General features: G+C 33.0%; 15 protein-coding genes. 6 read left to right on the top strand and 9 right to left on the bottom strand.

Features of this window, described 5'->3' with window-relative positions; all coding sequences use genetic code 11:
• Positions 1–254: 254 nt before the first annotated feature.
• The 8 genes from DM444_RS12370 to DM444_RS12335 all read right to left on the bottom strand — a co-directional run bounded on the left by DM444_RS12370 (position 255) and on the right by DM444_RS12335 (position 8,590).
• Positions 255–1,553, bottom strand: a complete 1,299-nt coding sequence (locus DM444_RS12370; RefSeq protein WP_111287071.1) for a DUF2268 domain-containing putative Zn-dependent protease — start codon at positions 1,551–1,553, stop codon at positions 255–257.
• A 56-nt stretch (positions 1,554–1,609) separates the two neighbouring features.
• Entirely contained in the window at positions 1,610–2,296 is a 687-nt protein-coding gene (truB, locus tag DM444_RS12365; RefSeq protein WP_111287069.1) for a tRNA pseudouridine(55) synthase TruB, read from the bottom strand.
• Positions 2,296–3,093: an undecaprenyl-diphosphate phosphatase gene (locus tag DM444_RS12360; RefSeq protein WP_111287067.1), complete on the bottom strand. Its 798-nt coding sequence runs from the start codon at positions 3,091–3,093 to the stop codon at positions 2,296–2,298. Before DM444_RS12360 ends, truB begins: the two co-directional genes overlap by 1 nt.
• A gap of 103 nt (positions 3,094–3,196) precedes the next feature.
• A complete protein-coding gene (locus tag DM444_RS12355) occupies positions 3,197–3,454 on the bottom strand; it encodes a DUF3098 domain-containing protein (RefSeq protein ID WP_111287065.1) in 258 nt (85 codons plus the stop codon).
• A gap of 97 nt (positions 3,455–3,551) precedes the next feature.
• Complete coding sequence (locus DM444_RS12350; RefSeq protein WP_111287063.1) at positions 3,552–4,427, bottom strand: cell division protein FtsX; 876 nt, start codon at positions 4,425–4,427, stop codon at positions 3,552–3,554.
• Positions 4,428–4,910: 483 nt separating this feature from the next.
• Positions 4,911–5,501 (bottom strand): molybdopterin-dependent oxidoreductase, encoded by a 591-nt coding sequence (locus DM444_RS12345; protein ID WP_111287061.1) that lies wholly within the window; start codon positions 5,499–5,501, stop codon positions 4,911–4,913.
• 12 nt (positions 5,502–5,513) lie between these two features.
• Positions 5,514–8,063: a TonB-dependent receptor gene (locus DM444_RS12340; protein ID WP_111287059.1), complete on the bottom strand. Its 2,550-nt coding sequence runs from the start codon at positions 8,061–8,063 to the stop codon at positions 5,514–5,516.
• Between the two features lie 179 nt (positions 8,064–8,242).
• On the bottom strand, positions 8,243–8,590 hold the full coding sequence (locus DM444_RS12335; protein ID WP_111287057.1) for a winged helix-turn-helix domain-containing protein: 348 nt from the start codon (positions 8,588–8,590) through the stop codon (positions 8,243–8,245).
• 195 nt (positions 8,591–8,785) lie between these two features.
• On the opposite strand from DM444_RS12335, the gene DM444_RS12330 reads away from it, so the two are divergent.
• From DM444_RS12330 to DM444_RS12315, 4 genes are all read left to right on the top strand, one after another.
• On the top strand, positions 8,786–11,878 hold the full coding sequence (locus tag DM444_RS12330; protein ID WP_111287055.1) for a leucine--tRNA ligase: 3,093 nt from the start codon (positions 8,786–8,788) through the stop codon (positions 11,876–11,878).
• Between the two features lie 531 nt (positions 11,879–12,409).
• A complete protein-coding gene (locus DM444_RS12325; protein WP_111287053.1) occupies positions 12,410–13,255 on the top strand; it encodes an alpha/beta fold hydrolase in 846 nt (281 codons plus the stop codon).
• A gap of 5 nt (positions 13,256–13,260) precedes the next feature.
• The gene (locus DM444_RS12320; protein WP_111287437.1) at positions 13,261–13,734 is read left to right on the top strand and encodes an RNA polymerase sigma factor; all 474 of its coding nucleotides are present in this window, start codon (positions 13,261–13,263) and stop codon (positions 13,732–13,734) included.
• Complete coding sequence (locus DM444_RS12315; RefSeq protein ID WP_111287051.1) at positions 13,721–14,317, top strand: hypothetical protein; 597 nt, start codon at positions 13,721–13,723, stop codon at positions 14,315–14,317. The genes DM444_RS12320 and DM444_RS12315 overlap by 14 nt, the downstream gene beginning before the upstream one ends.
• 77 nt (positions 14,318–14,394) lie before the next feature.
• Here the strand turns inward: DM444_RS12315 and DM444_RS12310 are convergent, their stop codons facing one another.
• On the bottom strand, positions 14,395–14,793 hold the full coding sequence (locus DM444_RS12310) for an MmpS family transport accessory protein (protein WP_111287049.1): 399 nt from the start codon (positions 14,791–14,793) through the stop codon (positions 14,395–14,397).
• Between the two features lie 167 nt (positions 14,794–14,960).
• Here DM444_RS12310 and DM444_RS12305 point away from each other — a divergent pair, with 167 nt between their 5' ends.
• Together DM444_RS12305 and DM444_RS12300 are read left to right on the top strand one after the other, a co-directional pair.
• A complete protein-coding gene (locus tag DM444_RS12305; protein WP_111287047.1) occupies positions 14,961–16,973 on the top strand; it encodes a tetratricopeptide repeat-containing sensor histidine kinase in 2,013 nt (670 codons plus the stop codon).
• Positions 16,963–17,592: a response regulator gene (locus tag DM444_RS12300; RefSeq protein ID WP_239455672.1), complete on the top strand. Its 630-nt coding sequence runs from the start codon at positions 16,963–16,965 to the stop codon at positions 17,590–17,592. Before DM444_RS12305 ends, DM444_RS12300 begins: the two co-directional genes overlap by 11 nt.
• Positions 17,593–17,597 lie beyond the last annotated feature (5 nt).

Genomic DNA, 17,597 nt, shown 5'->3' with positions numbered 1-17,597 from the left:
ACCCACGTCTATTATAACTTTCTGATTTACTCTTTTTATTGGTGTTTATTTAAATGTTTAACAATTAAAAGTGCACTATTATGAAAAAGTTATTCGAAAGGTTTTATGATTTCTTCTCTCAATTTTTATTCGGAGGAAAAAATGTGCCTCACTATTGAATTTAAGTAAGTATGAAATAGGATTACTTATTTAAGAAAGAGCCTGGCACATTACTGAATAAAAAAAGTAATGTGCTTTTTTATTATGCTTCAATTTTATTTTTCGGTTTGAAATTCTATTAGATAAGGTTTTAATCTAACACCATTTTGTTTCCTAAAATTATTTGTGATTAAGATCTGATACTTTTTGTTAGGTTCTAAATCGGCTTTAAAAGTCCACGATTTTTTATCAGATGACCAATTTCTTTCTGGTTTTATTTTAGGACAAGATTCTTCGCCTAATGGTCCAAAATCTAATCCGGTATTATATCCGTTTAAAGGTTCAGAAAAAGTAATGGTAAATTCTGTTACGCCAGATTTTACTTTTTGATCTCCATTTTTAAAAGGAGCTATTGCAGTAACTTTTGGACGTTGTTTTTCGTAATCACTTTCAAGCTGGTTTAAACTTTTGGGAAGTAATTTTGAAGCATCTACAATTTTTTCAACTTCTTTGTCATTAGCAAAATCTAGCTGAATTAATTTTTTTATGGCTTCCGATTTGTTTTTAGAAGCATTGTAATAACGTTCGCAGATTTCATAACCAATATAATATCCTAAATCTCGAACTTTTAAATCATTTCTATTTTCGCCCCAAAGCCAATTGTAATTATTGCTCATAATATACAAGTCTGAAACAAATTGATCGATTACTTTTTTCTCATTGTTTTTTCCGAATTCAATTGCTGGACTGCTCGATTTTTTGCCCGTTACTTTACAAGATACAAATTCTGCAACTCCTTCGTAAAGACACATTAAAAGCAGGTTTTCTGAAAATTCTTTCTGCTGCGTATGAATATATTCGTGCGTACACAGCAAAGCAATATTTTTTCTCGGATTGTATTCTTTATAAAATGCTTTTCTCCATTCTGGAAGTTCGTCAATAAAAGTATTTTCGTCTGCTAAAGACAATTCAGAACCAATTAAAATTCGATCGTTTTGAATTGTGCCGTTTGTTCTAAAAGCGCCAATAGAAAAGTAAATCGTAGAAGGTTTCAATTCAGGATAAGCTTCTTTTAATTTGCTAATATCTGTTTCGATTTCTGAATAAATCGAATTGAGATTTGTAGTGTTCGGCTTTAAGGAATTCCAAAATTTAGGATATTTAGTAATAGCGCCAAGAAATTCTTTAGGTGTATAATGACGGACTTCAATCAAGCTTTTCAAACCTGGAGAAGCTTTTTCTAAATAAAATTCATTTAAAAATCGCAGTTGCGAAATACTGTCATTTGTAGAAATGATTTTGTCGTATGCATTCCAAAAATTTTCAATATCTGTAGAGACAAATTTCTGGTTTGCTGTCTGACAATAAGATGATTTGATGAAAATCAAAAATAATGCTAAAAAGAAATTTCTCATTTTTTCGAATTTTAAAAGCACGCCTCTAAAATACAAAAAAGGAAATATAACTAATGTTATAGATTTTCTTCGAATAAGGTAATATCAATCGCATTTTTCACGTCGTAATCGCCAATTTTAGTTCGGCGTAAAACAGTTAAATGCGAACCTGAATTCATTGCTTTTCCAAAATCATAAGCTAGGGAACGAATGTAAGTTCCTTTAGAGCAAACGACTCTAAAATCTATTTCAGGTAATTCGATTCTAGTGATTTCAAATTCGTGAATCGTAGTTTTTCTGCTTTCAATTTCAATAGATTCTCCTGCACGTGCATGTTCGTACAAACGAACTCCATCTTTTTTAATAGCAGAAAAAATAGGCGGTTTTTGATCGATTTCGCCTAAAAATTGTTTTACCGTTTCATGAATCAAAGCTTCATCAATATGTTCAGTTGGAAAAGTCTGATCGATTTCGGTTTCTAAATCGTATGATGGAGTAGTGGCTCCAATATAAAAAGTTCCCGTATATTCTTTTGCCTGACCTTGAAGTTCTGAAATTCTTTTAGTGAATTTTCCTGTGCAGATTAATAAAAGTCCAGTCGCTAAAGGATCTAAAGTTCCTGCATGACCAATTTTGAACTTTTTTGGAAGTCCAACTTTATTAATTAAAAGGTATTTTAATTTATTGACAGCTTGAAATGAACTCCATTTTAATGGTTTGTCAATCAATAAAACTTGTCCTTCTAAATATTCTTCAGGTGTCATTATATAATCGTAAGCGGATGAATGAAAAAGTGAATCAATAATAAAATGATTCCAGCAATGATTCGGTAATAACCAAAAACTTTAAATCCGTTTTTAGTCAAAAATCCGATGAAAGTTTTAATTGCTAAAAGTGCTACAGCAAAAGCAACAATGTTCCCAATAACCAACATGTTTACTTGATCGTGAGATAATTCAAAACCAGCTTTGTAATAATCGTAGCATTTTTTTGCAGTTGCGCCCAACATAGTTGGAACGGCTAAGAAAAATGAAAATTCCGCCGCAGAAGTTCTAGTCAGTTTTTGAGCCATACCTCCAACAATACTTGCGCCGCTTCGAGAAACTCCAGGAATCATAGCAAGACATTGGAATAAACCAATTTTTAGAGCTTTAGCATAAGTGATTTCAGTTGAAACTTCTGGATCATTTGGTTTGTTGAACCATTCATCAACTTTCAATAAAATAATTCCTCCAATTAAAAGAGAAATAGCAACTGTTACCGGATTTTCTAATAAACCGTCGATAATATCACTTAATAATAATCCTAAAACAACCGCAGGAATAAAAGCAACAAGAAGCTTAAAGTAAAAATCAAAAGTTTGAAAGAAACGTTTGAAGTATAAAATTACAACCGAAAGTATCGCGCCAAGCTGAATTACAATGGTAAAAAGTTTAGTAAAATCATCTTTTGCTATTCCAAAAAAAGAAGAAGCAATAATCATGTGTCCAGTTGAAGAAACAGGTAAAAACTCTGTAATTCCTTCAATAATGGCAAGAACAATAGCTTGTAATGTGTTCATTTAATTTAGATTATTAGATTTTTAGACTTCTTAGACTTTTTAGATTTAAAAAGATTAATTTAATAATCTAAAGATCTAAGAAGTCTAAGCTGTCTAAGAAAGTCTATTTTGATTTTTTGAAAATAGAATAAATCGTGATTCCAAAACCGATTAAAACAGTTGTTGGTGCTAAACGAATACGTCTAAAACTGAAAATGTCTTCGTTGAATACATTAGGATCTGTACTTCCTCCGCCAGACATTAAGACAAATCCAAGTGCTATAACCGCAATTCCGATTAATAGGATTTTATAATTGATGCTGTCAAAAAGGAATTCCTGTTTTTGAACTTGTTGTTCTTCTTTATTATTGTTGTTTTTCATTTTTATGTGTTTGTCAGCCTGAGCGAAGTCGAAGGCATTTTTTTTAAATCTAAAATCTGCAATCTAAAATCTGCAATCTAAAATCTGCAATCAAAAATTAATAAAGATCGTCAGTTCTTAAATTCAAGAAACGTTGTGTTGCAAAATGCGTACTTACCCAAGTAATTAGAACTCCTAATCCGAAAACGGCAACCAAAACTAAACCAGTTAAAACTTTGTCTTCTAGAATTCCTAAACCTGGGAAATTAGTATCTACATATAGTAAAAGTGCGATTAAAGCAATAATAGCCAAACCTGCGCCAAGCATTCCAAGTTTTACGCTTCGCATTACAAATGGTTTACGGATAAACGCTTTTGTTGCGCCAACCATTTGCATGGTTTTGATAATAAAACGATTTGAATGTATCGATAAACGCAGTGAACTGTTGATTAATAAAACAGCAATTACAGTCAAGAAACCGCTGATAATCAAAATCCACATACTTACTTTTCTGATGTTGTCATTTACCAGATTTACCAATTGTTTGTCGTAAACAATATCAGAAATCATAGCATTTTTGCGGAAACGGTTTTCGATTTTCACGATACTGTCTCTTTCAACATAATCTGCTTTTAAGTGAATGTCGTATGAATTCAATAAAGGATTTTCTCCTAAAAACGTTAAGAAATCTTCTCCGATAATATCAGTATGCTCTTTTGCTGCTTTTTCTTTGGATACATAAACAAAAGATTTAGCAAAAGGCGCTCTTTTAAGTTCAGTATTAAATGCTTTAATAATACTATCGTTTGCTTCATTTTTAAAGAAAACCGTCATTGCGATTTTTTCTTTAAAATCGTCTGCCAATTGTTTTGAATTAATAATGAATAATCCTAGTACTCCCAAAAGGAATAAAACCAAGAATACACTTAATACTACCGAAAAATAAGAGGAAATTAACCTGCGCTTTTGAAATTTATCAAAGTTAGAACTCATAGTCTGCTTAAATTATGTGGTAAAAATAATAAAGAATTTCTTTATTTAAAGTTAATAACAAACTTTTATACTTAAAAGTACGATTTAAATCTTGAATAAAGTTTTTATTTAACCGTAAAGCTTCGTGTGAAAAATTAACCGCAAAGAACGCAAAGCCTTTCACAAGGTTCGCAAAATAAAAAATATAGCCACAGATTAAAAAGATTAAAATGATTTTTTAAATCTCCGTAAATCCTTGTAATCTGTGGCAAAAAAATTAAAGCTTTGAGTTTTGTACGTATGGTATTTAAATATAGCCCGTGGTTTCAACCACGGGTACACAATCATGGCACGCAGAATATGCAAATACGGTTCCCGTGGTTGAAACCACGGGCTATATTTGACAAGCAGATATTTAAAATTAATTGAACAAAAACTTTGCGACTCCGCGACTTTGGGAGCAAAAAAAACTTAGTAACTTAGAATCTTAACATCTCAGAACTTTTACTTAACCTTATAAACTTCGATGCTTTTTAGCCAATAAACATGACGCGGTCCAGTTTTAATATCATTTTTGCAGATTGCAATCATTTCGCCATTTTTAACTGGTTTTCCATTTTCTTCAAAAAGAATAAAAGTATTTTCTCCCGTTGGATTATTGAAAAGTTCTGCCCATGAAAAAGTCGCTTTATAATTGTCCGAAGCTCTTGCAACAATATAGAAGTTTCGGTCTTTATGATCTTCCTGTTTGATTTTGGCTTTTTCTAAAATATCTTTCAAAAGAACACCTTTGCAAACTTTAACTTCTCTTTTGACTTCTCCGTTTTTGCCAGTTATTTTTAGATTATCAATTGTAACAACTTTCATTTTTTTTAATGAATCAACAGTCAATTGCAATGGAAATTCAACCTCGCCTTTTACTTGGATTTGATGATTTACTAATTTTAAGCTGTCTTTTGCCGAAAGAGCATCATGTTTATGATTTTTAGTTTCAGAAGTTTTTTCAGTTGATTTTTTTTCTTCTTTTTTGGAAGAATTGCACATTGAGCACGAAAATGCAATCAGCAAAATGAGAATGTAATTTTGAGTTTTCATAAAAGTTGTGTTTTAAATTTTACTGGTTTCCCAAACAAGCGACAAATAATATAATCCGCCAATTGATGGTCCGCCGAGAATAGAAGTGTAAGGTTTATTCAAAATATTGGTTCCGCCTAGTTTAGCCGAAATGCCTTTTTTGAAAGCATAATTTACCTGCGCATCCATTGTCCAATAAGCAGGAACAGTTCCGCTGACTAAGAAAGAAACATAATCAAAGTTGTTTTGATAACGCGCCGTTACGCTTGCGCCAAGATTTTTCCAAATATTTTGAGCAATCAAAGTTCCGTTTACATTAAATTCTGGCGTGTTGAAACCGTCTTCCAAACCATCTTTATCATCTGTCCTATCCAATTTGGTATAAGTTAAATTGGTAAGAGCGCTGAAAGTATTATCAAAACGGTATTTCAAACCTAAACTTCCTCCATAATTGTAAATTTTACTTTTAGAATTGGTCCAAAGTCTGTAACGATTTTGAGTGTTTTTGGAATATAAAGCAGTCGGAATCAAATTTGGATCTGTCGTATTTGGAATGCTGGCTTCGACTTGCGCAATGAAATTTTTATATGAGTTGTAATAAAAATCGGCATCAATAAAAAGATTTCTATTTAAAGCAATTCCTCTAAAACCAACTTCAAATGATTTTACAAATTCGGGTTCTAAATACGTATAAGGATTTTTCTGAATCGTATTTTTGTTTTTTTCGATCGCCTGCGCTTGAGTGAGACCATTTGTATTCACATCGGTATTTACCTGCGCTTGAAATTTATCAATCGAAGCTTTTGTATATGAATTTTCGAAAATCCCATCAGACATAATTCGCAATCCGCCAACACGTTTTACACCGCCTGAGTTTACATTCGAAAATCCTTCAAAAATACTCGGGAAACGATAGCCGTTTTGGTAAGAAGCTCTAAAATTTAGGCTTTCTTTTGGCGAATAGACGGCTGTAAACTGAGGCGTAAATTTCGCGTCAAAATAATCAGCCTTGTCCATTCTGACAGTTGCGCCCAATCTTAATTTATCAGAGAAAAAATCTTTTGTGACTTGTGTAAAAGCACCAGTTTTTTGATACGTCAGATTTTCGTCAGCATGAACTGGATTGATAAAATAATTTCCGTCGGGAACAATAATGTAATTTCTATAATCGACACCGCTCAAAAGTTTCGCATCAATTTTTTCGAAAAAAGAAGCAAAAGCTTTGTCCCAATTTATCAACCCTTCACCATGAACCAAAGTTGATTTTACTCTCAGAGCTGCGCCAATATCCCAATTATTAATATCGATCAATTCGTTTTTCTTTTGTTCGTAAGCTTCGGTTCCCGGCAAAAATCTTCCTGCATCAGATTGTGTTCTGGCAATTCTGTGTGCGTCGGCAACGCTTGCTCCGCCTGCAACAGCATTTTTATAAGCCGTACTATAATCGGCAAACCATTTATCATCCGATTTATAGGCACGATCCATATTTTCTGCCAACGAACGCATGTTGTATGAATCGCCAGTATTTTCGGTTGTTGCATAAGCTTTTACCTGAAAAATGGGTGTGTGATAATCTGCCGCAAATTGATTTAAAGTATAATTGTCTAATCTAAATCGGTTGGAACGCTGGTAAATTGTATTGATAAGAGCAGTTTTATAAGTTACTGCCAATTCGTGATCTTTCTTTGGTCGAAAATACAATCCGAAATCAGCTTTGTAGTTTTTAATGTTATAATCAGAAATATCTGTTTCTCGATAACCCGTTCTGGCAACCACATAATTTTTGCCATTTAAGTTTAAAGTTTTTCTGTTAGCCGATTCATTTCCGTAACCGTTTACTTCGTCATAAGCTGGATTATCTGCGCCAAGCAAACCAGTTGAAGCATTTGCGTTTGGAGCAAGATCAGTTCTATCATCGGCAACCCAATCTGTTCCGCCCGTTGTTGAAGCATTTATTTTGAAAGCCAATTTTTCATTGAAAGCTTTTGCGATTCTTAAATTAAACTGAGAATATGGTGAAAACCGATCAATATTCCCGACATGATTCACTCCAGTTAATTGCTGAATCGCAATTCCCTGATATTCAAAAGGATTTTTGGTCTGAATATTTGCCAAACCATTAATAGCGTTCATTCCGTACAAAGCAGCTGCCGTTCCTGGAATAATTTCGATTTTATCAATATCCAAATCATTTGCGCCTAAAGCGTTTGCAATTGGCGCGCCCAAATGCGGAGCCTGATTGTCGATTCCATCTACCAATTGTGCAAATCTGACGTTGGTAGAATTAGCAAAACCTCTCGTATTTATTACTTTAAAACCTAAACTCGGTGTAATGATCTGTACACCTTTCACATTTTCGAGCGCTTCGTAAATACTTGGCGATCCCATTGCTTTGGCTTCCGCCGATTTTAATTGCTCAATGCTTATGGGAGAATGCATTAATTTTTCAGAACGACGTGATGCTGTAATGACAATTTCGTTCAATTCTTCTTTTTTAATGCTATCTCGGGTTTTCGAATTTTGGATTTGAGAAAAACTTTTGAGGCTTATAAAAACAAATAATAAATACAGTTTTTGGTTCATGGTTTTTGGCTGTTAAATTCAGTATGTTTTGAAATGAATACTGATGATTAAAAAAAATGGTTTTGGTTTAAATGTTTATTTTTTTAAACACATAGAAACATAGATTTTCACTCTAAAAAAGATGATGAAAAAGAAACCAGTTTCTAAAACATAGATTTGCTATGTGTTTAAATATATTTTTAAAACTTCAAATTCTGAGTTTCTTTCTGAGCAAACTCTTTGATACGTTTTTCGATTTCATAAAAAACAGCAATAGCTTTTTCTCCAGCTTCGGTCAATTTAGCGCCGCCACCGCCTTTTCCGCCAAGCAATTTTTCTACTAATGGTTTTTCTGCGCGCTGATTCATTTCTTCAACCAATTGCCAAGCCTGACGATACGCCATTTTCATTTCTTTCGCAGCATTGGTAATCGATCCCGTTTTCCTGATATTTTCAAGAAGCCAGATTTTTCCAATTCCCAAGAAAGCGCCTTCAGTTTCTTCAATCCAAACTCGGACTTCGATATTGTATTTCTTGTTTTCAGGCATATCAGAAGATTTAAATACGTATTTACAATTGCAATAATACGTATTTTTACTTAATTAAAAATAAGTAATTTGTTATTTTATATGTTTGTCAATGAAATAGCTTTGGTACAATGCGCAATAAATGTAAATTTGCGGCTAAATTAATTTAGTGAAAAGCTTAGAACCTTAGTAACTTAGAATCTTAGTCACTTAGAAATGAAGTACAATCCAAACGAAATTGAAGCCAAATGGCAAAAATATTGGGCAGAAAATCAAACTTTTGCAGCAAAAAATAACTCTGAAAAACCGAAACATTATGTTCTCGATATGTTTCCTTATCCATCTGGAGCAGGACTGCACGTTGGACACCCGCTAGGTTATATAGCTTCAGATGTGTATTCTCGTTTCAAAAGACATCAAGGTTTCAATGTTTTGCACCCAATGGGTTACGACAGTTTCGGATTGCCGGCAGAACAATACGCGATTCAGACAGGACAACGTCCTGAAGATACAACGCGTGTAAATATTGACGGTGGAGTAGACAAAGAGGGAAAACAAATTGCTGGTTACAGAAAACAATTAGATAAAATCGGATTCTCATTTGACTGGGCGCGTGAAGTGCGTACATCAAATCCTGATTATTACAAACATACACAATGGATTTTTATCCAATTGTTCAACTCTTGGTATTGCAGAAAACAAGGTCAGGCTTTTGATATTTCAGAGCTTGTAACTGTTTTTGAAGAAAGCGGAAATGCATTGGTTGAAGCAGTTTGCGACGACAACGTTGCGATTTTTACTGCTGATGAATGGAATTCATATTCTGAAGATCAAAAAGAAAAAATCTTGTTGCAATACAGAATGACGTATTTGGCAGAAACAGAAGTAAACTGGTGTCCAGGCTTAGGAACTGTTTTGGCAAATGACGAAATTGTAAACGGAGTTTCGGAACGTGGAGGCTTTCCTGTTATAAGAAAAAAAATGACACAATGGAGTATGCGAATTTCTGCTTATGCCGAACGCTTGCTTCAAGGTTTAAATGATATCGATTGGAGTGAATCAATTAAAGAATCTCAAAGAAACTGGATCGGGAAATCGGTTGGTGCTTTGGTAACTTTTAATGTGAAAAATTATGATGAAGTAATCGAGGTTTTCACCACACGTCCTGATACTATTTTTGGAGTTACTTTTATGACTTTGGCACCAGAACATGATTTGGTAGCTAAAATTACGACTCCAGAACAAAAAGAAGCTGTTGAAGCGTATATCGAAAAAACAGCAAAACGTTCGGAGCGTGAGCGTATGGCCGATGTAAAAACCATTTCTGGAGTATTTACAGGAGCTTATGCTGAACATCCTTTTACCAAAGAAGCTATTCCAGTTTGGATTGGTGATTATGTTTTGGCTGGTTACGGAACTGGTGCTGTAATGGCGGTTCCTTGCGGAGACGAAAGAGATTATGCTTTCGCTAATTTCTTTAAAGGTCAGAACGGAATGCAGGAAATCAAAAATATCTTCGCTAATATTGATATTTCTGAAGCTGCTTATGGATCAAAAGACAATGTTGAAATCGCAGCTTCTGATTTCTTAAACGGATTAAATTACAAAGACGCGACAGCAAAAGCGATTTATAAGTTAGAAGAAATCGGACAAGGAAAAGGTAAAACAAATTACCGTTTGCGTGATGCTGTTTTCTCTCGTCAGCGTTATTGGGGAGAACCATTCCCAGTTTATTACGTGAATGGACTTCCAAAAATGATTGATGCGCAGCATTTGCCAATTATTTTGCCAGAAGTTGAGAAATATTTACCAACAGAAGACGGTTTGCCTCCATTAGGAAATGCAGCAGTTTGGGCTTGGGATACAAAGCAAAATAAAGTTGTTAATACAGATTTAGTTGACAATGTTTCGATTTTTCCTTTAGAATTGAATACAATGCCAGGATGGGCGGGAAGTTCATGGTATTGGATGCGTTATATGGATGCGCACAACGAAAATGAATTTGCAAGCAAAGAAGCTTTAGCTTACTGGGAAAATGTAGATTTATACATTGGTGGAAGCGAACACGCAACAGGTCACTTATTGTATTCTCGTTTCTGGAACAAATTCTTAAAAGACAAAGGTTTCGCGCCAACGGAAGAACCATTCAAAAAACTGATCAATCAGGGAATGATTTTGGGTACAAGTGCTTTTGTTTATAGAGTTGTTCCAAGTTCACTAGATTATTTGGGACATTTTACATCATTACCAGAGCACATTAGGAAAAAAACATATTTGATTAGTTATGATATCTTCAAAACTTTTGAAGTTAGTGATGAGGGACTTGTTCCAAGTGTTAGAAATGAGAAATTACATAAAATCATTGAAGAATTTGTTAAAAATAATTTAACTGAATCAGATTTAGAAAGATATAAAGAACTTTTCAAGCTTGATTCAATAGATAGAAATTCGATCAAAATTTCTGAATACTTGCCTTATAATAAAATTAATGTTGATATAGATTTAGTTGATGCGAAAAACGATGTTTTAGATTTTTCCAGATTTTTTTCAGATTATAGGTATTCTCATTTTATAGATGCAGATGTTATTTATGAGAATAATAAATATGTTGTAGGTCGTGAAGTCGAAAAAATGTCAAAATCGAAATACAATGTTGTAACTCCAGATGATATCTGTGCAGAATACGGTGCCGATACCTTACGTTTATACGAAATGTTCTTAGGGCCATTAGAGCAGGCAAAGCCATGGAATAGTGCTGGAATTTCGGGAGTTTTTGGTTTCTTGAAAAAATTATGGAGATTGTATTTTGATGATAATGGTTTAATCGTAAACAACGACGAACCAACAAAAGACAACTTAAAATCGTTACATAAAACAATCAAAAAAGTAGCAGAAGATATCGAGAATTTCTCTTTCAATACTTCGGTTTCTCAATTTATGATTTGTGTAAATGAATTGTCTTCTCAAAACTGTCATTCAAGAGCAATTTTAGAGCCATTAGCAATTTTAGTTTCGCCTTACGCACCGCATATCGCAGAAGAATTATGGTCACAATTAGGACATACAACTTCAATTTCTGAAGTGGCATTCCCAATTTTTGATGAAAAACATTTAATTGAAACAAATAAAGAATATCCAGTTTCTTTCAATGGAAAAATGCGTTTCACAATCGAATTGCCTTTGGATTTAACCAAAGAACAAATCGAAGAAATCGTTATGAAAGACGAAAGAACACAAAAACACTTAGACGGAAAAACGCCAAATAAAGTGATTATTGTTCCTGGGAAAATTATCAATTTGGTAGGATAGCCAAATAAATTCCAATATAAAAATTCCAAATTCCAATTTTACGATTGGGGTTTGGGATTTTTTTTTCGTCTTGTTTTGTCAGTCTGAGCGAAGTCGAAGACCACGTAAGTAACTCTCCAAAGATTGGCGATTTTGATTGCGGAGCTTCTTGCGTGGTCTTCGACTTCGCTCAGACTGACAATGCGTAGAGTTTGTCATCCTGAGGAACGAAGGATCGCACGCGAAACTCGACAAAGATTGGCGATTCAGTTTACGGAGTATCTTGTGTGATCCTTCGTTCCTCAGGATGACAAGATTGGGAAAAAAACTTCGCGACTTCGCGTCTTTGCGAGCAAAAAAACTCGCGTTCTTTGCGTAAACCTTTGCGTCCTTTGCGGTTAAAAACCCGCACCAATATTGGAATTTGAAATTTAATAATTAAAATTTTAAAAACTTTTGTAACATTTTAATAGTTGCCGTATCAAAAGCATGGATCCGATTTAATTAACAATTTATTGCTATTAGAATTTTAACAACTTAAAACTATTAAAAATGAAAAAGTATATCATCTTAATTATCGCATTCTTATTCTCAGCATTATGTTTAAATGTTTTCGGACAAACAAAACAATTTCCGTTTGAAGTTTTAAAAACTGGAAATGGAGATCAATCTATTATATTTATTCCGGGTTTTGCATCTTCTGGAGATGTTTGGAATGAAACCAGAGCTACATTCGAAAATAAATTTACCTGTTATACACTTACAATGGCAGGTTTTGCGGGAAGCAAACCACAACCGAATGCTTCATTTGAAAATTGGAAAACAGGAATTGCCAATTATATCAAAGAAAATAAAATTGAAAAACCAATCATAATAGGTCACAGTATGGGCGGCGGACTAGCACTTGCCATCGCTGCAGATTACCCAGATTTGATTGGGAAAATTGTAATTGTGGATGCGCTTCCTTGTCTGGCGGCGATGACTGATCCTGCTTTTAAATCAAAAGAAAATAATGATTGTTCGCCAATGGTTGCTCAAATGACCGCAATGAATGAAACTCAGTTTTACGAAATGCAAAAACAAACGATGCCAAGACTTTTAGAAGATAAATCAAAATTGGAAATGGTTGTAGATTGGAGTGTGAAATCAGACAGAGCAACTTTTGGACAGATGTTTTGCGATTTCTATAATGTCGATTTAAGAAACAGAATCGCACAGATAAAATGTCCAGCTTTAATTTTATTAGAATCTTATTTTATAAATTTAAAACCGACTATCGAAGATCAGTATAAAAATTTAAAAACTGCTAATTTTCAATATGCTACAAATGGTTTGCATTTTATTATGTATGATGATACAGCTTGGTATTTAGAACAATTAAGTATTTTTTTAAAATAGTAAAAATGGAATTTGAACAAATTTACAAGACGTATTGGGATCGAATTTTCAGGCTTTGCATGGGTTTCGTAAACGATTACGACGCCGCTCAGGATTTGGCTCAGGAAACTTTTATAATTGTCTGGCAGAAGTTGGAAACTTTTAGAAACGAGTCTGCAATTGGGACTTGGATTTTTAGAATTGCTTCTAATAATTGTTTGAGACAAATTGAAAAACAAAAACGTTTCCCTAAATCAGAACTTCCGGTACATCTTTCAGAAGAAAAACAAACATCATTAGAACCTCAAATTCAGTTTTTATACAAATGTATTGCAGAGCTTCCAGAAACAGATCGTATCATTATTTCATTAGAATTGGAAGACATCAAACAAAATGAAATTGCTAAGATCGTCGGACTTTCTGAAGCCAATGTTAGAGTGAAAATTCACAGAATAAAAGAAAAACTGACTCAAAAATTTAAAGAAAATGAACAACGATAATAATATAGATTTTAAAGATTTATGGAAAAAACAATCCGTAAGTCAGCCCGATATTCAGGATTTACTGGCGAGAGTTGGGAAATTTAAAAAAGCAGCTTTACGCAGTTTATGGATTAGTAATATTCTGCTTTGTTTAACTAGTGCGTTTATAGTTTTTATTTGGATTTACTATCAGCCGCAATTTATTTCGACAAAAATCGGAATTGTTTTAACGATTCTTGCTATGGTGATTTATTTATTTGTGTACAATAAACTATTACGCAGTTATAAAAATATCGATGCAACAGCAACGAATCAAGAATATCTTCAAAAGTTGATTTTTATAAAAAAGAAACAGCAATTTATGCAAACCAAAATGATGAGTTTTTACTTTGTATTTTTAACAATTGGAATTTGTTTATACATGTATGAATACGCAAGCAGAATGAGCGTTTTAGGAGCAAGTTTAACTTATGGAATAACTTTACTTTGGATGATGTTCAATTGGTTTTACATTCGTCCAAAACAAATTAAAAAACAGCAGGATAAAATAAATGGTCTTATTGAAAAGTTTGAAGAAGTCAATCATCAATTAGAGTCATAAATTAAAGAAAAGCTTCGTAAACACGAAGCTTTTCTTTTACCAAAAACAAAAAAATTTAAATTCTAAATTTTTATAAATTATTGTCCGAAGACAAAAGAGCCTGGAGCGGCTACGATAATTCCATCATTAGTTGCTGTTGCAGTAGTTTCTTTTTCTACTTTTCCGCCAACAATAATTTTGACAGTTAAAGTTTGGCCTTGAGTTCCGCCATATCCACTTACTGTTATTCCAGCTCCATAAGTATCTGCAGAAGCAGTAAATTCTTTGCTCCAAGGCAATGAAGTAATATCTACGTTTTGTCCTCCATTACCAGATTCAATATAAGTAGCGCTAAGAGTACCAGCGTAATTTCCAGAAACTTCATACTTTATATCTCTTGAAGACGCTCCTCCATTATCATCATTGTCGCTGCTGCAAGAAACTGCAGTAAAAGCAAGAGTCAAAACAATTGCTAAAGTTTTCAAAATTGATTTCATAGTATATTATTTAATTAATAGTAAGATTTACAACAAAATTAGACCCTTACTTACGGGACGGCAATACCTGATAAAATGTATTTTTTATTACCTGATATCAGGTAAAAGCGCCATATTTCTTTTTGAAAGTCATTAAGCTTTAATAACTTTGAGTAAATGCCACATTTATGAAGAAACTCTACGCCTTTTTTATTTTTTTATTTTTTTCTGCAATTTCCCATTCACAAGTAATCCTTTCATTAGATGACGATACGGTTTATATTGACAGTATTGTAAAAGTCACAAAAACTGAAAAATCGGACAGTATTAAAAGTTTGAACAGTTTTAGATTATCCAAATTGTTTTTAATGGTTCAGGATGCAAAAAAGTCTAAAGAATATTTGGAACAAGCAAATCGGCTAAAAACTAAATTTCCTTTTTTAAGAGATGCTTCTGTTTTTTATAATTCGTACAGTTTTATAGAAAAAGGAGATTTGGAAGGTTTTGAAAAAGCTTTGCTCGAAGCAAATACTAAACTTAAAAAATATCGAAATAAAGAAGCTTATAAACTTCGTGCCGTGATACTTCAGAATTACGGTATAATGCAACAGCGTAAGAATAACGAAAACGCTTATATGAAATTGCTGGTAAATGAAGCTATTCCTATTGCTAAAAAAAGTGGCGATTATGAATTAATTAGTGCATTAAACAAAGCTGTTGCCATTATTTTTATGAATAATGATGAACGCGAAAAAGCGGCAGAATATCTGGATCAAGCACAAAAATACATTGAAAACACCACTAAAAAATCTCCAACCTTAGCAGAATCTAAGATGGAGACTTATATTATAAACGCAGAGAATTTAGTTGAGTTAAAACATTTTTATGACGCCAAAGAAATTCTAGACAAAGCTTATGCAATTTTAGAAAAGTATCCAGAATCAAATCTAAATGATTCTTATTTTTATTCGGAAGGGCTTTACTATTCTAAACAGAATAAACACGACGAAGCGTTAGTAAGTTTTGAAAAAGGGATTAAATCGGCAGAAAGCCATCAGAATGCTGTGGCAGTAAACAGATTGAAGTTTGCCGAATATGTCGTGCTTTTTAAACTGAAAAATTACGATAAAGCGAAAAGCAATTTAGAATACCTAATCGAAAAAACGCCTTTTATAGTAGATAAAAAGAATTATTACAAAGAGTTATCTAAAGTTTATAATGCGACAAAAGAATATCCGAAGGCTTATTATTATTCGAACAAATACAATGTAATAAACGACAGTCTTAACGATGCGAAACTGAAAAGTGAAATTATTGAACTTGAAGCAAAATATAAGAAAGCAGAAAGTGAAAAGAAAATTGGCCTGCTGCAATCTGAGAATGAAAAAGCAGTTTTGCAGGTCAATAATAATCGCTTGAATATGATGCTTTTTGCGGTGCTTTCATTTGTATTGTTTCTGATTGTATTGTTTTTGTGGAGCTGGAATAATTATCAGAAAAAAATAAGTTTTCAAAAAGAAGTCAATCATAAACAAGAACTTGAAGCATTAGAAAATCAGCAGAAATTATCTGTTTCCAACGCTTTGATTGAAGGTGAAGAAATCGAGAGAAAAAGAATAGCAAGAGATTTGCATGACGGACTGGGAAGTATGCTTTCTGGGCTAAAAATTCATTTGAATCTTGCGGATCGAGAAAACAATGAAAACGCTCCAAATATAAACGGAATGCTCAATGATTCGATAAAAGAGCTTCGCAATATTTCTCAGAATTTAATGCCTGAAAGTTTGATGAAATTAGGACTCGAACATGCTCTTCGAGATTTATGCGCTTCACATTCAACTGTCGAAACCACAATCGAATTTCAGTATTTGATTAAAAAAACAACTTTGCCACAGCATTTTAAAATTATGATTTTCAGAATCATTCAGGAGCTTTTGAATAATGCATTAAAATATGCCAAAGCCTCTCAAATTCTAGTTTCTTGTTCGCAAAATAAAGATGTATTTTTTATTACGGTTGAAGATAATGGAATTGGTTTTAATGTTGAATATGCGGAAAAAAGAGATGGAATGGGACTTCGAAATATTAAAAACCGTGTTGCTTTTTTAAATGGAAAATTAGAAATCGATTCTATTTCGGGTAAAGGAACTTCGACTTATATTGAATTAAAATACAATCCAAATCATGATTATGAAATATAAAACAGTAATAGTAGACGATCATCCGATTGTGATTTCGGGAATTGCAGGTTTGTTATCAGAGTTAGATAATATAGAAATTGTAGAAAAATTCGAATCAGGAATTGCACTTTTAGATTATATCGAAGACAATAAAGTAGATCTGATTTTAATGGATATTTTTCTGCCCGTAATAAATGGAGTTGATTTGTGTAAAACAATTAAGCAAAAGTATCCTAAAATTGTAATTATCGGTATGAGCAGCCAATCTGAAAGAAGTTTGGTAATGCAGTTTATTCAGAACGGCGGAAACGGCTATATTCTTAAAAATGCCTCTTTTGATGAATTTAAAGAATGTATTTATAAAGCTATTGATGGCGAAATTGTTTTTAGCGAAGAAGTAAAAACAATAATTAGTCAGCCATTGTCTGAAGATTTAGAAAAAATTCCAGGATTGAGCCGAAGAGAACGCGATATTGCATTATTGCTTTCGCAAGGAAAATCAACTCAAGAAATTGCCGATGATTTGTTTCTGAGTTTTTTAACCGTTCAAACACACCGACGAAATATTCTTCAAAAATATAAGATGAAGAATGTAGCAGAATTGATTGCTTTTTTATTGAAGAATAATATGTTGAATTAAGTCAA

This window comes from Flavobacterium ginsenosidimutans (assembly GCF_003254625.1).
Taxonomy (GTDB): Bacteria; Bacteroidota; Bacteroidia; order Flavobacteriales; family Flavobacteriaceae; genus Flavobacterium; species Flavobacterium ginsenosidimutans.
Note: the sequence above shows the minus strand (reverse complement) of the source record. Positions and strands in the feature narration are given on the sequence as shown.

Excerpts from the sequence above, each read along its gene's own strand:
- DM444_RS12370 (WP_111287071.1), bottom strand. The coding sequence starts at position 1,553 with ATGAGAAATTTCTTTTTAGCATTATTTTTGATTTTCATCAAATCATCT.
- truB (WP_111287069.1), bottom strand. The coding sequence starts at position 2,296 with ATGACACCTGAAGAATATTTAGAAGGACAAGTTTTATTGATTGACAAA.
- DM444_RS12360 (WP_111287067.1), bottom strand. The coding sequence starts at position 3,093 with ATGAACACATTACAAGCTATTGTTCTTGCCATTATTGAAGGAATTACA.
- DM444_RS12355 (WP_111287065.1), bottom strand. The coding sequence starts at position 3,454 with ATGAAAAACAACAATAATAAAGAAGAACAACAAGTTCAAAAACAGGAA.
- DM444_RS12350 (WP_111287063.1), bottom strand. The coding sequence starts at position 4,427 with ATGAGTTCTAACTTTGATAAATTTCAAAAGCGCAGGTTAATTTCCTCT.
- DM444_RS12345 (WP_111287061.1), bottom strand. The coding sequence starts at position 5,501 with ATGAAAACTCAAAATTACATTCTCATTTTGCTGATTGCATTTTCGTGC.
- DM444_RS12340 (WP_111287059.1), bottom strand. The coding sequence starts at position 8,063 with ATGAACCAAAAACTGTATTTATTATTTGTTTTTATAAGCCTCAAAAGT.
- DM444_RS12335 (WP_111287057.1), bottom strand. The coding sequence starts at position 8,590 with ATGCCTGAAAACAAGAAATACAATATCGAAGTCCGAGTTTGGATTGAA.
- DM444_RS12330 (WP_111287055.1), top strand. The coding sequence starts at position 8,786 with ATGAAGTACAATCCAAACGAAATTGAAGCCAAATGGCAAAAATATTGG.
- DM444_RS12325 (WP_111287053.1), top strand. The coding sequence starts at position 12,410 with ATGAAAAAGTATATCATCTTAATTATCGCATTCTTATTCTCAGCATTA.
- DM444_RS12320 (WP_111287437.1), top strand. The coding sequence starts at position 13,261 with ATGGAATTTGAACAAATTTACAAGACGTATTGGGATCGAATTTTCAGG.
- DM444_RS12315 (WP_111287051.1), top strand. The coding sequence starts at position 13,721 with ATGAACAACGATAATAATATAGATTTTAAAGATTTATGGAAAAAACAA.
- DM444_RS12310 (WP_111287049.1), bottom strand. The coding sequence starts at position 14,793 with ATGAAATCAATTTTGAAAACTTTAGCAATTGTTTTGACTCTTGCTTTT.
- DM444_RS12305 (WP_111287047.1), top strand. The coding sequence starts at position 14,961 with ATGAAGAAACTCTACGCCTTTTTTATTTTTTTATTTTTTTCTGCAATT.
- DM444_RS12300 (WP_239455672.1), top strand. The coding sequence starts at position 16,963 with ATGAAATATAAAACAGTAATAGTAGACGATCATCCGATTGTGATTTCG.